The organism is Streptomyces sp. NPDC026589 (assembly GCF_040638385.1).
Classification (GTDB): Bacteria; Actinomycetota; Actinomycetes; order Streptomycetales; family Streptomycetaceae; genus Streptomyces.
Map to the genome: position 1 here is coordinate 1 of NZ_JBEZYG010000045.1, position 19,881 is coordinate 19,881.

A 19,881-nucleotide genomic window follows, 5' to 3' on the forward strand; every position below is an offset into this window, starting at 1 on the left:
GACCGCCCCGCCCGTGCGCCCGAACGGGGGAGGCTCCTCCCTACCCCGGCTTCACTTCCGGGTCCCCGGGATGCCAACCTGAAAGGCGTGAGTACACAAGCGACCCCCTCCACGCCATCACCCTCCGCGGCGGAGAGGAGTGCGCACTCCCGAGGCCCTCGGCGCGTTTCTGGTGCTGCGGTGCTGCGGTGCCGCGGTGGCTCAGCCGCCGATCGGCAGACCGCCCAGCGGGAGGCCGCCCTTGGTCAGGGAGTCGGTGGGCAGGCCACCGCCGAGCGCGTCGGTGGGCAGACCGCCCTGGGTGAGTGCGTCGGTGGGCAGACCGCCGCCCAGCGCGTCGGTCGGGAGGCCGCCGCCGGCGGCCTCGGCCACGCCGCCCACGGCCTGGCCCGCGTTGCCCGCGGCCTGGCCGGCGGTCTCCTGGGCGGCCGGGATGGCCACCCCGGCGGACGTGCCGACGGTCTTGCCCGCGGCCGGGAGCGCCGTGCCGACGAGGCGGCCGCCGGTGTCGCCGGCCGCCTGGGTGCCCTGCTGGACGGTGCTGTCCACGGTGTCGCCGAGACCGGCGCCGTCCAGCGCGGTCAGTCCGCCCAGGTCCGGGGTCGCCGGGAGCTCTGCGGCGCTCGCGGCGCCGGCCGCACCGACCACGGGGGCCGCGCCTGCGGCGATCAGCAGCGCGGCACGAGCGATCCGACGGGTCAGGGGGAGGGACATGATGCTCCTTCAGCGGTTGTGCACGAGTCTGTCTGTCCGGTGATCGGACGCACTGACAACCGCTTCGGGGGAGGGGGAGGTTGCGGTGGGCGAAGGTAAAGACTGAGCAATGGGTCCGATTATCCGCAGCGGAAGAACCCGGGCAAACAATCCATACCGCCGCAGTCCGATGAACCGTCACTTCCCTTGGGCGGCAAGGGAATCGGGGCAGTCCCCCGAAGGTGCGAGGAGCCGCGCGGAAAACGCCCGGAGCCATGGCCCCCGGGGCCCGTACGGGTGACGGGGCGTACTACTGAACGACCTGGATCCTGACCGCCATCGTGCCCGTTTCCTTACCCTTCGCGCGTTCCGTCCGCCAGCCCGAACCGGCGTCCCAGACCCGGTCCGCGTAGCTCACGCGCTCGATGCGCAGGGCCTCGGACTGCGCCACGGCCCAGTGCGCCAGCTCCCAGCCGCGCTGCCGAGCGCCCTTGCCCTCGGACCGCGCCGCGGCCGCCGGGACCGGCACCGAGACGGTCGACGCCGCGGACGCGCCCGCGGCCACCGCGCCGGGCAGCACGTCCTTGCCGAAGGCGCGCACCAGCTCGGTCCGCACCCGCGCGGCGTCCCCCGGGCCGTCCGCCGTGGCCGTCGACGGGGTGCAGTTCAGCGAGGCCGGCCTGCGACCGGTCAGCGCGGCGGCCAGCAGCGCGGCGTCCGGCTCGTGCTTCGCGTACGCCTGCGGGAACCCACTGCGCTGCACGCGCTGCGCGGCCACGGTCAGCGGGAGGCGCGAATAGCCCGGCACCTCGGCCAGGCCCTCGTAGAACTTCTCCGACGAGTACACCGGGTCCATGATCTGCTCCACGGTGCCCCAGCCCTGCGAGGGCCGCTGCTGGAACAGGCCCACCGAGTCCCGGTCCCCGTAGTCGATGTTGCGGAGCGTGGACTCTTGGAGCGCGGTCGCCAGCGCGATGGTCACCGCCCGCTCGGGCATGCCCCGCGTGGTGCCGACCGCGGAGATCGTCGCCGCGTTGACGGCCTGGGCGAGGCTCATCTCGTAACGCTGCGTCCCGCCCCCGTCCCCGTCCTTCGCCTCCACCACACAGCGCGGCGGATTCTTCGACCCGGACGAGTCGTACTGCACGGCCAGATAACCGCCCAGCGCCGCGAGCACGGCGAAGGCGGCCCCGTAGCGGAGGAGGCGTCGTCGGCGAGGGCTGGCTGTCCTGGGCACGGGCCCACCGTACTGGAGGGTACGGCCGGGGCCGATACCCCAGTCCCTTAGGGTCGGGTCCATGGCCGACAGCACCCTTGACCTCACCCTGGACGGACCGGCGCTCACCGCCCGGCTCGTCGACTTCCCCTCGGTCAGCGGGGAGGAGACGGCCCTCGCCGACGCGATCGAATCGGCCCTGCGCGCCCTGCCCCACCTCACCGTCGACCGCCACGGCAACAACGTCGTCGCCCGCACGGACCTCGGCCGCGCCGAGCGCGTCGTCCTCGCCGGGCACATCGACACCGTGCCGATCGCCGACAACGTCCCCTCCCGCCTCGACGGGAACGGGATCCTCTGGGGCTGCGGGACCTCCGACATGAAGTCCGGCGTCGCCGTCCAGCTCCGGATCGCCGCGACGGTCCCCGAGCCCAACCGCGACCTGACCTTCATCTTCTACGACAACGAAGAGGTCGCCGCACACCTCAACGGCCTCGGCCACATCGCCGACGCCCACCCGGACTGGCTCGCCGGAGACTTCGCCGTCCTGCTGGAGCCCTCCGACGGCGAGGTCGAGGGCGGCTGCCAGGGCACCCTGCGGGTCCACCTCCGTACGACGGGGGAGCGGGCGCACTCCGCACGCAGCTGGATGGGGTCCAACGCGATCCACGCCGCCGCCCCGGTCCTGGCGAAGCTCGCCGCGTACGAGCCCCGCCGCCCGGTCATCGACGGCCTCGAATACCACGAGGGCCTCAACGCCGTCGGCATCGAGGGCGGCGTCGCCACCAACGTCATCCCGGACGCCTGCACCGTCGTCGTCAACTACCGCTACGCCCCCGACCGCACCGAGGAGGAGGCCATCGCCCACGTCCGCGAGGTCTTCGCCGACTGCGGTGTCGCCGAGATCGTCATCGACGACCACTCCGGCGCCGCCATGCCCGGCCTCTCCCACCCTGCCGCCCAGGCGTTCATGACCGCCGTCGGCGGCACCGCCCGCCCCAAGTTCGGCTGGACCGACGTCTCCCGCTTCGGCGCGCTCGGCGTCCCCGCGGTGAACTACGGACCCGGTGACCCGATGTACGCCCACAAGCGCGACGAGCACGTGGCGGTCGCGAAGATCACCCACTGCGAGGACCGGCTGCGCTCCTGGCTGACCAGCTGACCGGCTGACCGCCCGACGCACGGCATTCCCCCGTACGTAACCTCCGCCGATCTACGCTGGCCGTACGCAGTACGACACGACCCAGCGCGACGCGGGTCGGTGGAGGGAGCGGAACATGGGCAACGCCGAAGACGCACGGATCCCCGAGGGTGCGGAGGTCCCCGAGGGCGCGGTCAGCCCCGAGGAACAGTGGCTGGGCCCGGTCGTGCGCCGCAGGGAGCAGGTCCAGCCCGGCACGACCGACCAGCGGCTGCTGGACTCCGAGGGCGACTCCGAGTGGGTGCACACCGACCCCTGGCGGGTGATGCGCATCCAGTCGGAGTTCGTCGAGGGCTTCGGCGCGCTCGCCGAACTGCCGAGCGCGATCAGCGTCTTCGGCTCGGCCCGCACCCCGGACGGATCGCCGGAGTACGAGGCGGGGGTCCAGCTCGGCAAGGCGCTGGTCGACGCGGGCTTCGCGGTGATCACCGGCGGCGGCCCGGGCGCGATGGAGGCCGCCAACAAGGGCGCCCGGGAGGCCAAGGGCGTCTCGGTCGGCCTCGGCATCGAGCTGCCCTTCGAGTCGGGCCTCAACCCGCACGTCGACATCGGCGTCAACTTCCGCTACTTCTTCGTCCGCAAGACGATGTTCGTGAAGTACGCCCAGGGCTTCGTGGTCCTGCCCGGCGGCCTCGGCACCCTGGACGAACTCTTCGAGGCGCTGACCCTCGTCCAGACCGGCAAGGTCACCCGCTTCCCGATCGTCCTGTTCGGCACGGCCTACTGGGGCGGCCTGATCGACTGGCTCCGCGACACGGTGGTGGCCCAGGGCAAGGCCTCGGAGAAGGACCTGCTGCTCTTCCACGTGACGGACGACGTGGAGGAAGCGGTGACGCTGGTCACGAAGGAGGTCGGCCGCTAGCCGCTTCGAGCCGGCCCTGCCCCTTCGAGCCGGCCCTGCCCCTTCGAGCCGGCCAGGCCACCTCAGACCCGCCCGGCACCTTCAAGCCCGTCCGGCGATCGAGGACGTCTTTGACGTGAGGGCACCTCCGGGCCGGTCGGAACACTCGGCCGGCCCGGCTACCCCGAGCCCGCCCGGCGTTTGAGGGGCACCTTTCCAGCCCCTCCGGCGCTTGAGGAGCGGGGTCCAGGGGCCAGCGCCCCGGACCCCGCCCGCCGCGGGCAGGCGGCACCCCCTACGCCAGCCCCCTCCGCGCCACGGCAGGCGCCCGATGCCCGGCGACGGACGCCACCATGTCCAGGACCTGCCGCGTCTCCGCCACCTCATGCACCCGGTACACCCGCGCCCCCAGCCACGCCGAGACCGCCGTCGTCGCCAGCGTGCCGATGACGCGCTCCTTCACCGGGCGGTCCAGCGTCTCGCCCACGAAGTCCTTGTTGGACAGGGACACCAGCACCGGCCACCCGGTCTCCGCCATCTCCCCGAGCCGCCGCGTCGCCTCCAGCGAGTGCCGGGTGTTCTTCCCGAAGTCGTGCCCCGGGTCGATCATGATCCCGTCCGGCCGCACCCCGAGCCCCACCGCCCGCTCGGCCAGCCCCACGGTCACCCGCAGGATGTCCGCCATGACGTCCTCGTACGCGATCCGGTGCGGCCGGGTCCGCGGCTCCGCGCCGCCCGCGTGCGTGCACACGAGGCCCGCCCCGTACCGCGCGGCGACCTCCGCCAGCTTCGGGTCGACCCCGCCCCACGCGTCGTTCAGCAGATCGGCCCCGGCCTCGCAGACGGCCTCGCCGACATCGTGCCGCCAGGTGTCCACGCTGATCACCACGGACGGGTGGCGGCGACGGACCTCGGCGACGAACCCGACCGTGCGGCGCGCCTCCTCCTCGGCGCTCACCTCCTCGCCGGGGCCTGCCTTCACCCCGCCGACGTCGATGATCGCGGCGCCTTCGGCCACCGCCCGGTCGACCCGGGCCAGCGCCGGCTCGTCCCCGAAAGTGGCGCCCTGGTCGTAGAAGGAGTCCGGGGTCCGGTTCACGATCGCCATGATCACCGGCTCGTGCGGCCCGAATTCCCGCCTCCCCAGCCTGAGTGCACCGCTTCGCATCCCGTGTTTCCTCCTCAGATAGCCCGCCTGCGACCCTAAGGCCTCATCGGGCCGGCCCCGACTTGTCCGTGCCGCATGGCACGATCGGAGCCGGACGAGGTTTCCGCCCCCGGGGAGATGCGCGTGTTCTGGTTCTTGCTGCTCACGATGGTCGTGGTCGTCACCGCGGTCACCCTCGCGGTGGTCGGAGGCGGTGGGAGCGCCATGCTCCAGGATGTCCCGCCCGACCGGTTCACCGATCCGCTGCCCGCGACCCGCGCGGTCGGCCGCGCGGACATCGAGGCGCTGCGCCTGCCGATGGCCCCCCGTGGCTATCGGATGGCGGACGTCGACGAGGCGCTGTCCCGGCTCGGCGCCGAACTGGCCGAGCGCGACGCCCGGATCGCCGAGCTGGAATCCGCGCTGGCCGGGGTGCAGGCGGCCGCGGTGACGACGGGCACCGATCTGTTCAAGCAGCCCGGCGACCGGCCCGCGGAACCGGGCGGCCACGCGAACGGCTCGGACCGCGCCGAGGAGGACGGACGATGAGCGGCGCGGCCGTGGCCGCCCCCGACGGCGGGCTCCGCTGCCCGTGGGGCCTGTCCGCCGAGGACTACCTCGCCTACCACGACACCGAGTGGGGCCGGGCGGTCCACGGGGACGACGCCCTGTTCGAACGGCTCTGCCTGGAGGCCTTCCAGTCCGGGCTCTCCTGGATCACGATCCTGCGTCGCCGCGAGACCTTCCGTACCGCGTTCGAGGGATTCCGGATCGAGGCGGTCGCGAAGTTCACCGACGCCGACCGGGAGCGGCTCCTGGCCGACCCGGGGATCATCCGCAACAGGGCCAAGGTCGACGCGACCCTCGCCAACGCCAAGGTGCTCGCCGACTGGCCGGCGGGGGAGCTGGACGAGCTGATCTGGTCCTACGCCCCCGACCCGGCCGGCCGCCCCGCCCCGCGCGGCCTCTCGGACGTCCCGGCCGTCACGCCGGAGTCCACCGCGCTCGCCAAGGCGTTGAAGAAGCGCTCGATCCGCTTCGTCGGCCCCACCACCGCCTACGCGCTGATGCAGGCCTGCGGACTGGTCGACGACCACCTCGCGGACTGCGTGGCGCGCGGCGGCGGGGCGGCGCCGCGCTGAGCCGCGGCTACTTCCCCAGGTAGACCGGCTTCTCCTTGGCCAGGAACGCCTCCACCGCGATGGTGTGGTCCTGCGACGCGCCCGCCCGGGTCTGGAGTTCGTCCTCCTTCTCCAGCGCCTCGGCGAGCGTGTGCCCGGCGCCGTACGCCATCGACTCCTTCAGCGCCGCGTACGCCACCGTGGGGCCGTCCGCCAGGGCCCGGGCCACCTCCGCCGCCCGCTCGGCCAGCTCGGCCGTGGGGACGACCCGGTTGACGATCCCCAGCTCGTACGCGTCCTGCGCGGAGACCGACCGCGGGAAGAACAGCAGATCGGCGGCTCGGCTCTGCCCGATCAGCCGGGGCAGCGTCCAGGACACGCCCGAGTCCGCCGTGAGTGCGACGCCCGCGAAAGAGGTGTTGAAGGAGGCGGTGTCGGCGACCACCCGGTAGTCGGCCGCGAGCGCGAATCCGAACCCGGCCCCGGCCGCGACGCCGTTCACCCCGGCGACGACCGGCTTCGCCATCCCGGTGATCGCCCGCACGATCGGGTTGTAATGCTCCCGCACCGTGCTCAGCGCGTTCCCGCCCCCCGCCTCGCGGGTGGCCGAGAGCGTGGCGACGTGCTCCTTGAGGTCCTGGCCGACGCAGAAGGCGCGCCCCGTGGCCGTGAGCAGCACCGCCCGGACCCCCGCGTCCGCCGAGGCCGCCAGCAGCGCGTCCCTCAGCGCGACCTTCGCCGCGGTGTTCATGGCGTTCATCGCGCCGGGTCGGTTGATCGTGATCGTCGCGAGACCTTCGCTCACGTCGTACAGGACGGTGTTCGCCGGCTCGTCGGCCATTCCGGTATCCCCTCGCTGCTCGGGCATCGTTGCCACTGCAGGCAAGCATGGCCGATCCGGAGCTGGGCAGAGATGTGACCTGCGTCTAACAATTGGCTCTCACCTGGGGGTCCGGGGCGGCGCAGTATCGCAGCCGGATCGCCGAATTGGGTGGTTTTGAGAGAGCGCGTTGCGCAAGCGATGCACACCGATGTTGGTCATCGGGGTCATTGATGCGGGATAATGGCGAAGAAGCAATGTGTTCGATGCCGGTGAGGCAGCGCCTGTCATGGGGCCGCCGGTTGCGATGAGCTGGTTTCAGGAAGGGGAACGAGCATGGCGGCCATGAAGCCGCGGACGGGCGACGGCCCGCTCGAGGTGACAAAGGAGGGGCGGGGCATCGTCATGCGCGTTCCGCTCGAAGGCGGCGGTCGGCTTGTTGTCGAGCTGACTCCGGACGAGGCCGATGCCCTCGGCGACGCGCTGAAGAAGGTCGTCGGCTGACGCGGAACGCCCATCACCTGCACCACTGCCCGGTACGGATTCCGTACCGGGCAGTGGTGCGTCCTGACGGGGATCCGCGTACTCGCCATGGGGTTCTCCCCGCTCACCACGGGGTTCTCCCCGCTCGCCGCGGGTTTCTTCGTGCTCGCCGCGGGTTTCTTCGTGCTCAGCCGCGCCGGACCGCGCAGAGCAGGCCGTCGCCGACCGGCAACAGGGTCGACATCAGCTCCTGGCTCTCGCGTACCGCCCGCAGCAGGTCCCGCAGCCGCAGTACCTCGGCCGGCTGGGCCGCGGAGTCGACCGTGCGGCCGTCGGCGAAGACGCCCTCGAAGCAGACCAGCCCGCCGGGCCGCAGCAGGCGCAACGATTCAGCGAGCACATCGAGACTCTCCAGCCGGTCGCCGTCGCAGAAGACGAGGTCGTAACCGCCGTCCGCGAGCCGGGGCAGGACGTCCAGCGCGCGGCCGGGGATGAACCGGGCCCGGTTGGTGGCGAAGCCCGCCTCGCGGAACGCCGCCCGGGCGAACTGCTGACGCTCGGGCTCGGGGTCCACCGTGGTCAGGACTCCGTCCGGCCGCATTCCGTGCAGGAGATAGATGCCGGACACGCCGGTGCCCGTGCCGATCTCCGCCACCGCTTTGGCGTCCGCTGCGGCTGCCAGCAGGCGCAGCGCAGCGCCGGTGCCCGGTGACACCGAGCGAAGCCCCAGCTCGCGAGCCCGCTCCCGGGCCCCGTGCAGTGCTTCGTCCTCGGCGACAAAGGCGTCGGCGAACGCCCAGCTCGTCTGCCGGTTGGCGGTAATGACCCTCTCCTGACCCCGTAGTTGGCGCAACGGTGACTGTATCCGCTGAACCCGGGAACCCGCAGATGGGACCGGGCGTTGTGCATGCAGTGGGGAAAGCGCAGTGACCGGGTCCGCGGATCGGACCGGCGAGCTGCGGGAAAGTCCCGGGCGACGCCCGGCCCCAGCAGGGAAAAAGGCTTATCCGGAGCTAACGGGCGAGGTGGCTATGGTAGGGGCTCCACTGGACACCACCAGAGCCGATAGGGGAGGTGCGGCTGCGCCTGTGGACCGGGGAGGGATGCTGCGGCGTCTCCTCAGGTCGGCCGGTGAGCCGAAATCCGTGACCAACATTGCTGACCGTTCTTCCGAAGACTCCGCAACGACCGCGACCTTCGCCTCTGATGCGGATTCTCAGGCGTGGACCCCGCCCTCATGGGAAGAGATCGTCAGCACGCACAGCGGTCGTGTGTACCGCCTCGCCTACCGGCTGACGGGAAACCAGCACGACGCCGAGGACCTGACCCAGGAGGTCTTCGTCCGGGTGTTCCGCTCGCTGTCGACGTACACACCCGGCACCTTCGAGGGCTGGCTGCACCGCATCACGACCAATCTCTTCCTGGACATGGTCCGGCGCAAGCAGCGCATCCGCTTCGACTCGCTCGGCGACGACGCGGCCGAGCGCCTGCCGAGCCGTGAGCCGTCCCCGCAGCAGGTCTTCAACGACACCCACTTCGACGCCGACGTGCAGCAGGCGCTGGACACCCTGGCGCCCGAGTTCCGTGCGGCCGTGGTCCTCTGCGACATCGAGGGCCTCAGCTACGAGGAGATCGCCGCGACCCTCGGGGTGAAGCTCGGCACCGTCCGCAGCCGTATCCACCGCGGCCGCTCGCACCTGCGCAAGGCGCTCAAGCACCGTTCGCCCGAGGCCCGCGCCGAGCAGCGCTCGCTGGCGGACGCGGTCCTGGCAGGGGAGGGCGGAACGGCGTGAGCGGCACAGGACCCACCCCCGCGGAAGCGCATCTGGGGGACCGACTCGCCGCGCTGGTCGACGGCGAGCTGAAACACGACGCCCGTGAGCGGGTCCTGGCCCACCTGGCGACCTGCGCCAAGTGCAAGGCCGAGGCCGATGCCCAGCGCCGCCTCAAGAGCGCCTTCGCCATGTCCGCCTCACCCTCGCCCTCCGAGGGCTTCCTGGCCCGGCTACAGGGCCTTCCCGGGGGTCCTGGCGGTGACGGCACCGGCTCGGGCGGGCCGTTCGGCGGCCGGGGGCCCTTCGCCGACGAGTTCTTCCCCGGGCTGCGGCCCTCCGGCGGCAGCACTCGCGCCGACACCGCACCCTCCCCCCTGGACGGCTTCGGATATCTCCCCGCCACCCACGGCTCCACCGCCGTGCTGCCAGGCGGCCCCGCTTCCGGTTCGGTCTTCCGCATACACGAGGTGGCCCGCGACGCGGACCGCTCGCCCTGGCGCGGGCGGCGCTTCGCGTTCGCCGCGGCCAGCGCCGTCTCCCTCGCGGCCATCGCGCTGGGCGGCACCCTGCCGCTGGACTCCGGCCCCGAATCCTCGCTGCGCGCCGAGGGCGCAGGGAACAACGCCACCCCGATCGACGCCGCGACCCGCGCCGAGAACGGCGCGAAGGCGGTCAGCCGCCGGGGCGGCGGCGCCCTCGTGGTGACCGGCGACGGCCGGGCGGCCGAGCGGCCCGCGTCCGGCACGGCCCCCGCCGGGACGAACCGGGTGCCCTCGACGCTCACCGGTGCGACACCGGTGGTTCCGGCCGGCACTTCTCCGGTGAACCGGCAGGGGCCGGCGACCGCCCCGCCGCTGTTCGGCGTCCAGGCCTCGGGCGGGCACCCCTTCACCTTCCCCGTGCTGAACGTGTCCGTGTCGCCGCTGATACGCCCGGCGGTGTCCGGCACCCCGCTGCTGGCGGCGGCGCTCGGCAGCGGTCCGGCGCCCAGGACAGGCCCCTCCCCGGTTCCCTCGGGGCCGCCCGCCAACGATCTGGCGAGCCCGCTTTCCCCCCGGCCGTGACCGGACCCTGCGCGGGGATTCGCAAACCTGGTTGAATTCCGGTGAGGGACGCCTCGGTGGGGCGTACAGAGGCCAGTTGCGGGGAGAGCATGGACGACGGGAAGCCCACCGGGCCGCAGGCGAAGTGGTGGAGCCGCCCCCCGGCGGGGCGCGCCGACCGCACGGAGCCGGACAGCGGGCCGGCCCCGTCGGACGCGCCGCCGGCCGAGGACCGAGAGCCGACGCCCCCGGGCCCGGCCCCGGACGCCGCTTCCACCCCGACCCCGGCTCCGCCTTCCGACGCCGCCGGCCGGCCGGCGGTCCACGGCGGCCAGGAGGTTCCGCGCCCCCGCCCGTCCGGGGCCCCGCTGCACGAGCCCGACGAGTACAGCACCCCGCCCTACGGCGGCCCCGGCCCCTGGGCGCCCGCCCCGCCGGTGCAGCGGCCCACCCCCGCCCACGGCACCGTCGTACCGCCGGGCGCCGGAGCGCCGGACCCGCAGTACGCCGCGACGAACGGCGCCGGAATCCCGGCCCCCGCGTCGGCGCCCGCCCCGGTACCGCAACCCGCGCCCGCCGACGGCTTCCCGCCCCCGCACGCCCAGCCCGCCGACGGCTTCCCGCCCCCGGGGCCCCACGCACCGCCCCAGGCGCACGCTGCCCACGCACCGCTCCAGGCGCACGCCGCCCACGCACCGCACCCGCCGCGAGGAACCCCCGGGCAGCCCCAGGGAGCCCCCGAGCACCAGGGACAGCACCCCGCACCGCCACCGCAAACGCAGCAGCACACGCGGCAGCACACGCAGTGGCTCCAGTACGACCCGTGGGGGGCTCCGGGGCAGCCGCTCACCCGGCCCGGGCCCCCCGAGGGCACCGAACCCGGCCGCGGGAAGAAGCGCCGGGGCGGGGCGTTCATGGGGGTGCTCCTGCTGACCCTGGTCGCCAGTGGCATCGGTGGCGGCGTCGGCGCGTACATCGAGCGCAACGGCGGCCTGACCACCGTCGAGCTGCCCCAGGCGGGCCGCGACAACGGCGGCCGGGCCCCCGAGAGCGTCGCGGGCATCGCCGCCAGCGCCCTGCCCAGCGTGGTCACCCTGCACGTCAGCGGCACCGCCGAGTCCGGCACGGGCACCGGCTTCGTCCTCGACGGCCAGGGCCACATCCTGACCAACAACCACGTCGTCGCCCCGGCCGGGTCCAGCGGGGACATCACCGTGACGTTCAGCAGCGGCGAGACGGCCTCCGCCGAGCTCGTCGGCAAGGACAGCGGCTACGACCTCGCGGTCGTCCGGGTCCGCGGGGTCTCCGGGCTCAAGCCCCTGCCCCTGGGCAACTCCGACAACGTCCAGGTCGGAGACCCGGTGGTGGCCATCGGCGCCCCCTTCGACCTCTCCAACACGGTGACCTCCGGCATCATCAGCGCCAAGCAGCGCCCGATCACCGCGGGCGGCGAGAAGGGCGACGGCAGCGACATCAGCTACGTCGACGCCCTCCAGACCGACGCCCCGATCAACCCGGGCAACTCCGGCGGGCCGCTGGTCGACACCCAGGCCCACGTCATCGGCATCAACAGCGCCATCCGCGCGGCCGACAGCGCCCGGGGTCCCGAGGCGGGCGGCCAGTCCGGCTCCATCGGTCTCGGTTTCGCGATACCCATCAACCAGGGCAAGCGCGTCGCCGAGGAGCTGATCAGCACCGGCAAGGCCACCCATCCGGTCATCGGCGTCACGCTGGACATGAAGTACACCGGCGACGGGGCCAAGGTCGGCACGGAGGGCGCCGACGGCGCGCCCGCCGTCGCGAAGGACGGCCCCGCGGCCGAGGCGGGCATCCGGTCCGGCGACGTCATCACCCAGGTCGAGGGCCAGCGGGTGCACAGCGGCGAGGAGCTGATCGTGAAGATCCGGGCCCACCGCCCCGGCGACGAGCTCGACCTCAAGCTGACCCGCGGCGGCGAGGAGCGGACGGTGACCCTGACACTCGGCTCGGCGAGCGGCACGTGACGTCCACCGCGAGGTACCGCCCGGACACCTTCGACAGGTACCTTTGAGCGGTCCGGGCGGCTGGGAGACCCGGGCCGCGATCGCACGGAGAACACGCGGAGAACACGAGGAGCAACAAGGTGTTCAATGACATTGGCGCACTGGAGCTGTTGACGCTCGGGGTGCTGGCCGTGCTGGTCTTCGGCCCTGACAAGCTGCCCAAGCTGATCCAGGACGTCACGCGTACCATCCGCAAGATCCGCGAGTTCTCGGACAGCGCGAAGGAAGACATCCGCTCGGAGCTGGGCCCGCAGTTCAAGGACTTCGAGTTCGAGGACCTCAACCCCAAGACGTTCGTCCGCAAGCAGCTGATGGACGGCAACGACGACCTGGGGCTGAAGGAGATCCGCGAGAGCTTCGACCTGCGCAAGGACCTGGCCGACGTCACCGACGCGGTCAACGGGCGCACCCCGACGACGTCCGATACCGCCAACAGTGCGGCGAACGGCTCGGCGGGCGCGTCTGCGGACGGCTCGGTGACCAGCCTCACCAAGACCGGCGACACCGCCCCTGACCTGCTGAAGAAGACCCCGCAGCAGACGCAGCCCGAGCGCCCGCCGTTCGATGCGGACGCCACCTGACCCCCGGTCAATCCCGACTCGTCCGGACGGTATGGCTATTCTCCATCTGTCCGGTTGCGAGGATGCCCAAGCCCGCGGGGGGCGGGCCGCTCCGGATCATGACTGATCGAGGAGGCGGCCGCGCAGATGGAGACGACGAGTCGGATTGATACGGACGGTGTCCCGGGCACGGCCACGGCGGAGGAGGGGCCGGCGAAGCGGCGTACCGTCGACGGCTACCTGGGAGCGACCTTCCCCTGGTACGGCCTGGACGAGGCCTTCACCGGCCCGCGCTGGCTGATGCAGGTCGGCACCGCGGCGGACGGCACGGTGCAGCACGGTGCGACGGGGCACGGCGACGAGCCGTCGGTGAAGTCGGACGGCTCCGCCGACAAGGAGCGGTTCGCGGCGGTGATCACCGTGGCCGCGAGCCCGGTGAGACGCAGCGGCGACGGTACGGGCGTGCTGGACGCCACCACGGTGTCCTCGGCGGCCTGGCTCGCGGGCTCCGGCCTGCTGGCGTACACCTGGCCGCCCCAGATGGACCACACCCTGCGCGACGACTGGCTGGACCAGCAGACCGAGACGGCGTTCACCCTCGCCGACGACCTCGGCAGCGCGCCCTGGTCGACGCTCTCCCTCCCGGTGGACGGGGTGCCGGTGGAGTTCCACTACCGCGAGTCCGAGTTCGGCTGGATCCTCGCCGGCTCCGCCCACGAAGGCGTCCACATCGGGGCGTACGGGCGGGGGATGAGCGCGTACGGCCTCGGCTTCGCGGCCATCAAGGACATCGAGACGTACGCGTAGCGACGCACACGGGGCGGGCCGGTCGACCACCGGCCCGCCCCGTGTTCCGTACAGGCGTCAGAACTTGTTGCGCGGGGTGATCCCCAGCGACATGCCCGACAGACCGCGCTGACGGCCGCCCAGCTTCTGGGCGATCGAGCGCAGCGCGCTGCCGGCCGGGGAGTCGGGGTCGGACAGGACGACCGGCTTGCCCTCGTCGCCGCCCTCGCGCAGCCGCAGGTCGATCGGGATCGAGCCGAGCACCGGCACCTCGGCGCCGATCGTCCGGGTCAGCCCCTCGGCGACCCGTGCGCCGCCGCCCGAGCCGAACACGTCGACCATCTCGTCGCAGTGCGGGCACGGCATGCCCGACATGTTCTCCACCACGCCGACGATCTTCTGGTGGGTCTGCACGGCGATCGAGCCGGCCCGCTCGGCCACCTCGGCCGCGGCCTGCTGCGGAGTCGTGACGACCAGGATCTCCGCGTTCGGCACGAGCTGCGCGACCGAGATCGCGATGTCGCCGGTGCCCGGCGGCAGGTCGAGCAGCAGGACGTCCAGGTCGCCCCAGTACACATCGGCGAGGAACTGCTGGAGCGCCCGGTGCAGCATCGGACCGCGCCAGACCACGGGCTCGTTGCCCGGGGTGAACATGCCGATGGAGATGACCTTCACGCCGTGTGCGGACGGCGGCATGATCATGTTCTCGACCTGGGTGGGCTTGCCGTCCGCACCGAGCATCCGGGGCACGCTGTGCCCGTAGATGTCCGCGTCCACGACGCCGACCTTCAGCCCGTCGGCCGCCATCGCCGCGGCGAGGTTCACCGTCACCGAGGACTTGCCGACGCCGCCCTTGCCGGAGGCGACCGCGTACACCCGGGTCAGCGAGCCGGGCTGGGCGAAGGGCACCTCCCGCTCGGCGGTGCCGCCGCGCAGCGAGCTCGCCAGGTCCTTGCGCTGTTCGTCGCTCATGACGTCGAGGGTCACCTCGACCCGCGAGACGCCCTCGACCCGGGCGACCGCCTCGGTCACGTTCCGGGTGATCGTCTCGCGCATAGGACAGCCGGAGACCGTGAGATACACCGTGACAGCGACTACACCGTCAGGATCGATCTCGACCGATTTCACCATGCCCAGCTCGGTGATCGGGCGGTGGATCTCCGGGTCGTTCACTGTCGCCAGTGCCTCAAGCACCGCGTCTTCCGTAGCCATACAGACGATGTTACGGCGCGGAGCGCTACGTACGGGTAGCCCTTCAGCGGTCGCCTTCGTCACTCTCGGCCGGGGACAGCACCTGCCGGTCCTCCATGTCCCTCACCATGTCCTGGAGTTCCGAGCGGATCCAGTCCCGGGTGGCGACCTCGCCCAGGCCCATGCGCAGGGCCGCGATCTCCCGCGTCAGGTATTCGGTGTCGGCGATGGAGCGCTCGTTCTGCTTGCGGTCCTGCTCGTGCGTGACCCGGTCGCGGTCGTCCTGCCGGTTCTGCGCGAGGAGGATCAGCGGCGCCGCGTAGGAGGCCTGGAGCGACAGCATCAGCGTCAGGAAGATGAACGGGTACTGGTCGAACCGCAGGTCCTTGGGCGCGAAGATGTTCCACAGCACCCAGATGATGATGATCAGCGTCATCCAGACGATGAACCGCCCGGTCCCCAGGAACCGCGCGATCCGCTCCGAGAACCGGCCGAACGCCTCCGGGTCGTACTCCGGCAGCAGCCGCCGGCGCGGGTCCTTCGGCTGGTCCAGCCGGGTGCGCGGGGGCCGCACCAGGCCCGAGGCGCCGGTCGACGCCGTCTTCGCCCGATCCTCACCCGCCATGGCCGATCCCCTCCTCCCCGTGCAGATCCGTCTCGCGCCAGTCGTCCGGCAGCAGGTGGTCCAGGACGTCGTCCACGGTCACCGCGCCCAGCAGCGAACCGGTCTCGTCCACGACGGGCACCGAGACCATGTTGTACGCGGCCAGGTAGCTGGTGACCGTCGGCAGCGGGGTGTCCGGCGACAGCGGCACCAGGTCGCTGTCGACGATCGAGCTGACCAGGGTGAACGGCGGGTCGCGCAGCAGCCGCTGGAAGTGCACCGTGCCCAGGTACTTCCCGGTCGGGGTGTCGTCGGGGGAGCGGCACACGTACACCTGCGCGGCGAGCGCCGGGGACAGGTCCGCCTGCCGCACCCGGGCCAGCGCGTCGGCCACCGTGGCGTCGGGCAGCAGCACGATCGGCTCGGTCGTCATCAGACCGCCCGCCGTCCGCTCCTCGTACGACATCAGACGGCGGACATCGGCGGCGTCGTCCGGCCGCATCAGCGCCAGCAGCCGCTCCTTGTCCTCCTCCGGCAGCTCGGAGAGCAGGTCGGCCGCGTCGTCGGGGTCCATCGCCTCCAGGACGTCGGCGGCCCGCTCCTCCGCGAGCTTGCCGATGATCTCCACCTGGTCGTCCTCGGGCAGCTCCTCCAGGACGTCGGCGAGCCGGTCGTCGTCCAGAGCGGCGGCGACCTCCGCCCTCCGCTTCGGCGAGAGGTGGTGCAGCGCGTTCGCCACATCGGTGGGCCGCAGCCGCTCGAACGTGGCGACCAGACTCTCCGCACCCTGGCCGTGCTCGTCCAGCGAGAAACCGCTGACCGCCGACCACTCCACCGTCAGGGTCTCGCCCTTGCGGCGCAGCGCCCCGCCGCGCCCCTTGCGGACGAAGTACTTGTCGATCTCCCAGTCACGGCGGGCCGGCAGCTGCTGGATGGCCACGTCCAGGACGGTGACCTCCTCACCGTCCTGGCCAGGGCCATCCACCAGCCGCACCCGCCGGTCCAGGAACTCACCGAGGACGAGACGTTCGGTGGGCCGCTGTTCGAAGCGCCGCATGTTGACGACGCCGGTGGTGATGACCTGGCCGGACTCGACGCCCGTCACCCGGGTCATGGGCAGGAAGATCCGCCGGCGGCTGATCACCTCGACCACCAGGCCCAGGATGCGCGGCGGGCGTCCGCCGACCCGCAGCATCGCCACCAGATCGCGGACCCGGCCGACCTGGTCCCCGTTCGGGTCAAAAACGGGTACGCCGGACAGGTGCGAGACGAAGACCCTGGGGGTGACCGCCGCCATCCTCGGCCTCCTTCGTCCGTCCGTGTCCACCGTGTCGTCATGTTCCGCGGGACGGTCCTCGCCCGGCCGCCCCGGGCCGACGCCGCCCACCAGCGGATTTCGCCGGTACGCCGGGATCAGGCTAGCCCTTAACCCCGCACCGCGCCCCGGCGGACCGGTCCGTACGGCTGGCTGCCGGGAGGCACGCGCCTCCCGGGTACGCTGCCGTCTGCCATCCCCGATCGCCGTTGAGAGGCAGTGCGCCCGTGACCTCTTTCGCCCCGGCCGTGCGGAACCACCGCCGGACCGCCCTCGCTCTCGTGCTGTGCGGAGGGCTCACCGCGGCCCTGGCCGCCTGCGGCACGGAGGAGGACCCGGACAAGGGGACCAACGGCGTCGCCAGACTCTCCGCCACCGAGATCGACGAGAAGGCCAGAGCGGCGGCCGGAGCGGCGAGCGCCGTACGCCTGTCGGGCACGCTCGTCAGCAAGGGCGGCACCTACCGGCTGGAGATGAAGCTCAACGCGGAGGGCGGCATGGGCTCGGTGACCTCCAAGCAGCAGAGCTTCGCCCTGCTGCGGGTCGACGACGAGCTCTACCTGAAGGCGCCGGCGGAGTTCTGGACCCACGAGGAGAGCGGCGGCGGCGAGGCCGGGTCCTCCGACGTGGCGGCCGCCGACAAGCTGGGCGGCAAGTACGTGAAGGTCCCCGAGGGTGACCCCAGCTACCGCCAGCTGCGCGGCTTCACGGACAAGAAGGTCCTGCTCGACGGGCTCCTCGCGCTGAACGGAGAGGTCAGCAAGGGCGGCCGGGACACGGTCGCCGGGCAGCGCACCATCCAGATCCTGGGCGGCAAGGGCGAGGGCGGGGCGTTCGACGTCTCGCTGGAAGACCAGCCGTACCCGGTCCGGGTGGCCCGGGGCGGCGGCGGGGGCACGGTCACGCTGGCCGACTGGGGGCAGGCCTTCCCACTGGAGGCCCCCCAGGAGGACGACACCGTCGACTACGGCGGCCAGCTCCCCAAGTCCTCCGGCTGAGCTGCGACCCGGACCGCGGGGCCCTCGAACGGCCGCCTGCCGGGCGAGACCGGGCCCTGGCTCAGCGCTTCCCGCGACGCTTCAGCAGCAGCCGGGGGAGCGCCGCCGGGGCCGGCTGCCGGGTGGTGGCCCCGGTCGGCAGCGGAACGGCCGCCAGCGAGGTGTCCGGCAGCGCGGTGCTGACGGTGTCCGGCGTCAGCCGCACGACGGTGCACTCGCGGGCCCACCGCTCCGTCATCGACTCGGCGTCCGGCGCGTTCAGCCGCTTGCCCTTCAGCTCGGCCACCGCCGCCTCCCACTCCTCGGAGTGCGGCGGGAGGAAACGGCACACCGCGCTCCAGGCGACGATCCGGCCGCCCTTGTCCTTGCTCCGTACGGTCACCTCTGCGCGGCTTCCGTCGGCCAGGCCCTCGGGCAGCGGCTGCTCGCCGGGGCCGCCGCCGACCAGATGCGCCGCGCCGTCGTGCCAGACGTGCCAGACGGCACGGGCCGGCCCGTCGCCCCGCACCCAGACGAGACCGGACTTCTTCGTGGCCTCCTCGACGAGGGCCCTCTCCAGCAGGTCGGCGGCGGCATCGGGCGCGGGGGCGTCAGTCATGGGCGCGAGCTTACTCAGCGGCCGGGGCCGGCACTCAGAGCCAGCCGTTGCGCTTGAGGATGCGGTGGATGGAGAAACAGACCACCCCGATGACGCCGAGCACCAGCGGATAGCCGTACTTCCACTGGAGCTCGGGCATGTGGTCGAAGTTCATGCCGTAGACACCGCAGATCATCGTCGGCACGGCGATGATCGCCGCCCAGGAGGTGATCTTGCGCATGTCCTCGTTCTGCGTGACGGTCGCCTGCGCCAGATTCGCCTGGAGGATCGAGTTCAGCAGTTCGTCGAAGCCGAGGACCTCCTCCTGGACCCGGGCGAGGTGGTCGGCCACGTCGCGGAAGTACTTCTGGATGTCGGGGTCGATCAGCCGCATCGGACGCTCACTCAGCAGCTGCATCGGCCGCAGCAGCGGCGAGACGGCCCGCTTGAACTCCAGCACCTCGCGCTTGAGCTGGTAGATCCGGCCCGCGTCCGAACCGCGCGGGCTGCCCTTGGCCGGGGTGGAGAAGACATCGATCTCCACCTCGTCGATGTCGTCCTGCACCGCCTCGGCCACCGCGATGTACCCGTCGACCACATGGTCGGCGATGGCGTGCAGCACGGCGGAGGGGCCCTTGGCGAGCAGCTCCGGATCGTCCTGGAGGCGGTGGCGCAGGGCGCGCAGGGAGCCCTGGCCGCCGTGCCGGACGGTGATGACGAAGTCCCGCCCGGTGAAGCACATCACCTCGCCGGTCTCCACGACCTCGCTGGTCGCGGTCAGTTCGGCGTGCTCCACGTAGTGGATCGTCTTGAAGACGGTGAACAGCGTGTCGTCGTAGCGCTCCAGCTTGGGCCGCTGGTGGGCGTGGACGGCGTCCTCGACGGCCAGCGGGTGCAGCCCGAACTCCCGGGCGATGCCCGCGAATTCGGCCTCGGTCGGCTCGTGCAGACCGATCCAGGCGAAGCCGCCCTCCTCCCGGACCCGGAGCATCGCCTCGTGCGGCGTCGGGGTCGCGGGCGTCACCAGTCGGCGGCCGTCGCGGTAGACGGCGCAGTCGACGACGGCGCTGGAGGCGGACGGGTCGCGGGTGGTGTCGTACGCGCTGTAGGGGGTGCTGTTCTTGCGGAGGGACGGGCGCAGGGACGGGCGCACGGCGGCGCGCAGGTCACGGATCATCGACATGGCTGGCTCCTTCACGGAGGGCCGTCGGCGAGGGCGTGGAACAGCCCGGAACGAGGACGTGTGCTCACGTCCGCAAAGCGGGCGGCACCGCGCGGGCGCGATGACGGCGTTCGCTACAGACAGGCAAAAACGAAGGGCTCTTCCGTCGCGCGAACTGCTGTCGAGGAGTCATCCGGATACGACGGCGGTGTCGGGACCGGGCGACCGACGAGGCGTCGGATCAACGGCACATACGAGGCACGGAAGAGCGGTTGGTACTGCACGGTCGACTTGGATCCATAGCAG

At 72.4% G+C, this 19,881-nt stretch carries 21 protein-coding genes; 11 read left to right on the top strand and 10 right to left on the bottom strand.

The genetic code is table 11. The features are described from left to right. Nucleotides 1-201 precede the first annotated feature (201 nt). Complete coding sequence (locus AB0F29_RS39890; protein ID WP_361883451.1) at nucleotides 202-714, bottom strand: ATP-binding protein; 513 nt, start codon at nucleotides 712-714, stop codon at nucleotides 202-204. Nucleotides 715-1,003: 289 nt separating this feature from the next. Continuing rightward, nucleotides 1,004-1,930: a hypothetical protein gene (locus AB0F29_RS39895; RefSeq protein ID WP_361883454.1), complete on the bottom strand. Its 927-nt coding sequence runs from the start codon at nucleotides 1,928-1,930 to the stop codon at nucleotides 1,004-1,006. Nucleotides 1,931-1,991: 61 nt separating this feature from the next. Here AB0F29_RS39895 and dapE point away from each other — a divergent pair, with 61 nt between their 5' ends. Continuing rightward, the gene (gene dapE / locus AB0F29_RS39900; RefSeq protein WP_361883457.1) at nucleotides 1,992-3,071 is read left to right on the top strand and encodes a succinyl-diaminopimelate desuccinylase; all 1,080 of its coding nucleotides are present in this window, start codon (nucleotides 1,992-1,994) and stop codon (nucleotides 3,069-3,071) included. A gap of 115 nt (nucleotides 3,072-3,186) precedes the next feature. Beyond that, entirely contained in the window at nucleotides 3,187-3,972 is a 786-nt protein-coding gene (locus AB0F29_RS39905; RefSeq protein ID WP_018956292.1) for a TIGR00730 family Rossman fold protein, read from the top strand. Nucleotides 3,973-4,246: 274 nt separating this feature from the next. Here AB0F29_RS39905 and folP read toward each other — a convergent pair whose 3' ends face one another. After that, complete coding sequence (gene folP / locus AB0F29_RS39910) at nucleotides 4,247-5,119, bottom strand: dihydropteroate synthase (RefSeq protein ID WP_361883461.1); 873 nt, start codon at nucleotides 5,117-5,119, stop codon at nucleotides 4,247-4,249. Nucleotides 5,120-5,194: 75 nt separating this feature from the next. Between folP and AB0F29_RS39915 the strand changes: the two genes are divergently transcribed. Both AB0F29_RS39915 and AB0F29_RS39920 read left to right on the top strand, forming a co-directional pair. Next, nucleotides 5,195-5,647, top strand: coding sequence for a DivIVA domain-containing protein (locus tag AB0F29_RS39915; protein WP_361883464.1), 453 nt, complete (start codon nucleotides 5,195-5,197; stop codon nucleotides 5,645-5,647). Continuing rightward, nucleotides 5,644-6,240 carry a DNA-3-methyladenine glycosylase I gene (locus AB0F29_RS39920; protein ID WP_361883467.1) on the top strand — a complete coding sequence of 199 codons (597 nt, stop codon included), beginning with the start codon at nucleotides 5,644-5,646 and terminating at the stop codon, nucleotides 6,238-6,240. Before AB0F29_RS39915 ends, AB0F29_RS39920 begins: the two co-directional genes overlap by 4 nt. Nucleotides 6,241-6,247: 7 nt before the next feature. Here AB0F29_RS39920 and AB0F29_RS39925 read toward each other — a convergent pair whose 3' ends face one another. Further along, a complete protein-coding gene (locus AB0F29_RS39925; RefSeq protein ID WP_361883470.1) occupies nucleotides 6,248-7,060 on the bottom strand; it encodes an enoyl-CoA hydratase-related protein in 813 nt (270 codons plus the stop codon). A 315-nt stretch (nucleotides 7,061-7,375) separates the two neighbouring features. Here AB0F29_RS39925 and AB0F29_RS39930 point away from each other — a divergent pair, with 315 nt between their 5' ends. After that, nucleotides 7,376-7,543, top strand: a complete 168-nt coding sequence (locus tag AB0F29_RS39930; RefSeq protein ID WP_003966491.1) for a DUF3117 domain-containing protein — start codon at nucleotides 7,376-7,378, stop codon at nucleotides 7,541-7,543. Nucleotides 7,544-7,709: 166 nt separating this feature from the next. Here the strand turns inward: AB0F29_RS39930 and AB0F29_RS39935 are convergent, their stop codons facing one another. Further along, complete coding sequence (locus tag AB0F29_RS39935; RefSeq protein ID WP_003966489.1) at nucleotides 7,710-8,375, bottom strand: O-methyltransferase; 666 nt, start codon at nucleotides 8,373-8,375, stop codon at nucleotides 7,710-7,712. Between the two features lie 178 nt (nucleotides 8,376-8,553). Between AB0F29_RS39935 and sigE the strand changes: the two genes are divergently transcribed. From sigE to AB0F29_RS39960, 5 genes are all read left to right on the top strand, one after another. Beyond that, on the top strand, nucleotides 8,554-9,315 hold the full coding sequence (sigE, locus tag AB0F29_RS39940) for an RNA polymerase sigma factor SigE (protein ID WP_329355902.1): 762 nt from the start codon (nucleotides 8,554-8,556) through the stop codon (nucleotides 9,313-9,315). Beyond that, nucleotides 9,312-10,361: a zf-HC2 domain-containing protein gene (locus AB0F29_RS39945; protein WP_361883475.1), complete on the top strand. Its 1,050-nt coding sequence runs from the start codon at nucleotides 9,312-9,314 to the stop codon at nucleotides 10,359-10,361. Before sigE ends, AB0F29_RS39945 begins: the two co-directional genes overlap by 4 nt. An 89-nt stretch (nucleotides 10,362-10,450) precedes the next feature. After that, on the top strand, nucleotides 10,451-12,343 hold the full coding sequence (locus AB0F29_RS39950) for a trypsin-like peptidase domain-containing protein (protein ID WP_361883478.1): 1,893 nt from the start codon (nucleotides 10,451-10,453) through the stop codon (nucleotides 12,341-12,343). A 119-nt stretch (nucleotides 12,344-12,462) separates the two neighbouring features. Then, the gene (locus AB0F29_RS39955; RefSeq protein ID WP_265599491.1) at nucleotides 12,463-12,963 is read left to right on the top strand and encodes a sec-independent translocase; all 501 of its coding nucleotides are present in this window, start codon (nucleotides 12,463-12,465) and stop codon (nucleotides 12,961-12,963) included. Between the two features lie 126 nt (nucleotides 12,964-13,089). Next, nucleotides 13,090-13,749: a hypothetical protein gene (locus AB0F29_RS39960; RefSeq protein ID WP_361883481.1), complete on the top strand. Its 660-nt coding sequence runs from the start codon at nucleotides 13,090-13,092 to the stop codon at nucleotides 13,747-13,749. 57 nt (nucleotides 13,750-13,806) lie between these two features. Here AB0F29_RS39960 and AB0F29_RS39965 read toward each other — a convergent pair whose 3' ends face one another. Genes AB0F29_RS39965 through AB0F29_RS39975 form a run of 3 tightly spaced genes read right to left on the bottom strand, consistent with a single transcriptional unit; the run spans nucleotide 13,807 to nucleotide 16,820 of the window. Beyond that, the gene (locus AB0F29_RS39965) at nucleotides 13,807-14,940 is read right to left on the bottom strand and encodes an Mrp/NBP35 family ATP-binding protein (protein ID WP_078625658.1); all 1,134 of its coding nucleotides are present in this window, start codon (nucleotides 14,938-14,940) and stop codon (nucleotides 13,807-13,809) included. A 43-nt stretch (nucleotides 14,941-14,983) separates the two neighbouring features. Next, on the bottom strand, nucleotides 14,984-15,544 hold the full coding sequence (locus AB0F29_RS39970; RefSeq protein WP_361883485.1) for a DUF1003 domain-containing protein: 561 nt from the start codon (nucleotides 15,542-15,544) through the stop codon (nucleotides 14,984-14,986). Then, nucleotides 15,534-16,820 (bottom strand): CBS domain-containing protein, encoded by a 1,287-nt coding sequence (locus AB0F29_RS39975; protein ID WP_073740089.1) that lies wholly within the window; start codon nucleotides 16,818-16,820, stop codon nucleotides 15,534-15,536. The genes AB0F29_RS39970 and AB0F29_RS39975 overlap by 11 nt, the downstream gene beginning before the upstream one ends. Before the next feature lie 245 nt (nucleotides 16,821-17,065). Here AB0F29_RS39975 and AB0F29_RS39980 point away from each other — a divergent pair, with 245 nt between their 5' ends. Continuing rightward, entirely contained in the window at nucleotides 17,066-17,836 is a 771-nt protein-coding gene (locus tag AB0F29_RS39980) for a hypothetical protein (RefSeq protein WP_361883488.1), read from the top strand. A 61-nt stretch (nucleotides 17,837-17,897) separates the two neighbouring features. Here AB0F29_RS39980 and AB0F29_RS39985 read toward each other — a convergent pair whose 3' ends face one another. Continuing rightward, entirely contained in the window at nucleotides 17,898-18,434 is a 537-nt protein-coding gene (locus AB0F29_RS39985) for a hypothetical protein (RefSeq protein ID WP_361883491.1), read from the bottom strand. 34 nt (nucleotides 18,435-18,468) lie between these two features. Continuing rightward, nucleotides 18,469-19,596 carry a magnesium and cobalt transport protein CorA gene (locus AB0F29_RS39990; RefSeq protein WP_361883494.1) on the bottom strand — a complete coding sequence of 376 codons (1,128 nt, stop codon included), beginning with the start codon at nucleotides 19,594-19,596 and terminating at the stop codon, nucleotides 18,469-18,471. Nucleotides 19,597-19,881: the final 285 nt, after the last annotated feature.

Bases quoted from the DNA above. Each gene is read 5' to 3' on its own strand.
- AB0F29_RS39905 (WP_018956292.1), top strand. From the start codon at position 3,187: ATGGGCAACGCCGAAGACGCACGGATCCCCGAGGGTGCGGAGGTCCCC.
- AB0F29_RS39960 (WP_361883481.1), top strand. From the start codon at position 13,090: ATGGAGACGACGAGTCGGATTGATACGGACGGTGTCCCGGGCACGGCC.
- sigE (WP_329355902.1), top strand. From the start codon at position 8,554: ATGGTAGGGGCTCCACTGGACACCACCAGAGCCGATAGGGGAGGTGCG.
- AB0F29_RS39930 (WP_003966491.1), top strand. From the start codon at position 7,376: ATGGCGGCCATGAAGCCGCGGACGGGCGACGGCCCGCTCGAGGTGACA.
- AB0F29_RS39925 (WP_361883470.1), bottom strand. From the start codon at position 7,060: ATGGCCGACGAGCCGGCGAACACCGTCCTGTACGACGTGAGCGAAGGT.
- AB0F29_RS39950 (WP_361883478.1), top strand. From the start codon at position 10,451: ATGGACGACGGGAAGCCCACCGGGCCGCAGGCGAAGTGGTGGAGCCGC.
- AB0F29_RS39920 (WP_361883467.1), top strand. From the start codon at position 5,644: ATGAGCGGCGCGGCCGTGGCCGCCCCCGACGGCGGGCTCCGCTGCCCG.
- AB0F29_RS39965 (WP_078625658.1), bottom strand. From the start codon at position 14,940: ATGGCTACGGAAGACGCGGTGCTTGAGGCACTGGCGACAGTGAACGAC.
- AB0F29_RS39975 (WP_073740089.1), bottom strand. From the start codon at position 16,820: ATGGCGGCGGTCACCCCCAGGGTCTTCGTCTCGCACCTGTCCGGCGTA.
- AB0F29_RS39915 (WP_361883464.1), top strand. From the start codon at position 5,195: ATGGCACGATCGGAGCCGGACGAGGTTTCCGCCCCCGGGGAGATGCGC.
- dapE (WP_361883457.1), top strand. From the start codon at position 1,992: ATGGCCGACAGCACCCTTGACCTCACCCTGGACGGACCGGCGCTCACC.
- AB0F29_RS39890 (WP_361883451.1), bottom strand. From the start codon at position 714: ATGTCCCTCCCCCTGACCCGTCGGATCGCTCGTGCCGCGCTGCTGATC.
- folP (WP_361883461.1), bottom strand. From the start codon at position 5,119: ATGCGAAGCGGTGCACTCAGGCTGGGGAGGCGGGAATTCGGGCCGCAC.
- AB0F29_RS39990 (WP_361883494.1), bottom strand. From the start codon at position 19,596: ATGTCGATGATCCGTGACCTGCGCGCCGCCGTGCGCCCGTCCCTGCGC.
- AB0F29_RS39985 (WP_361883491.1), bottom strand. From the start codon at position 18,434: ATGACTGACGCCCCCGCGCCCGATGCCGCCGCCGACCTGCTGGAGAGG.
- AB0F29_RS39970 (WP_361883485.1), bottom strand. From the start codon at position 15,544: ATGGCGGGTGAGGATCGGGCGAAGACGGCGTCGACCGGCGCCTCGGGC.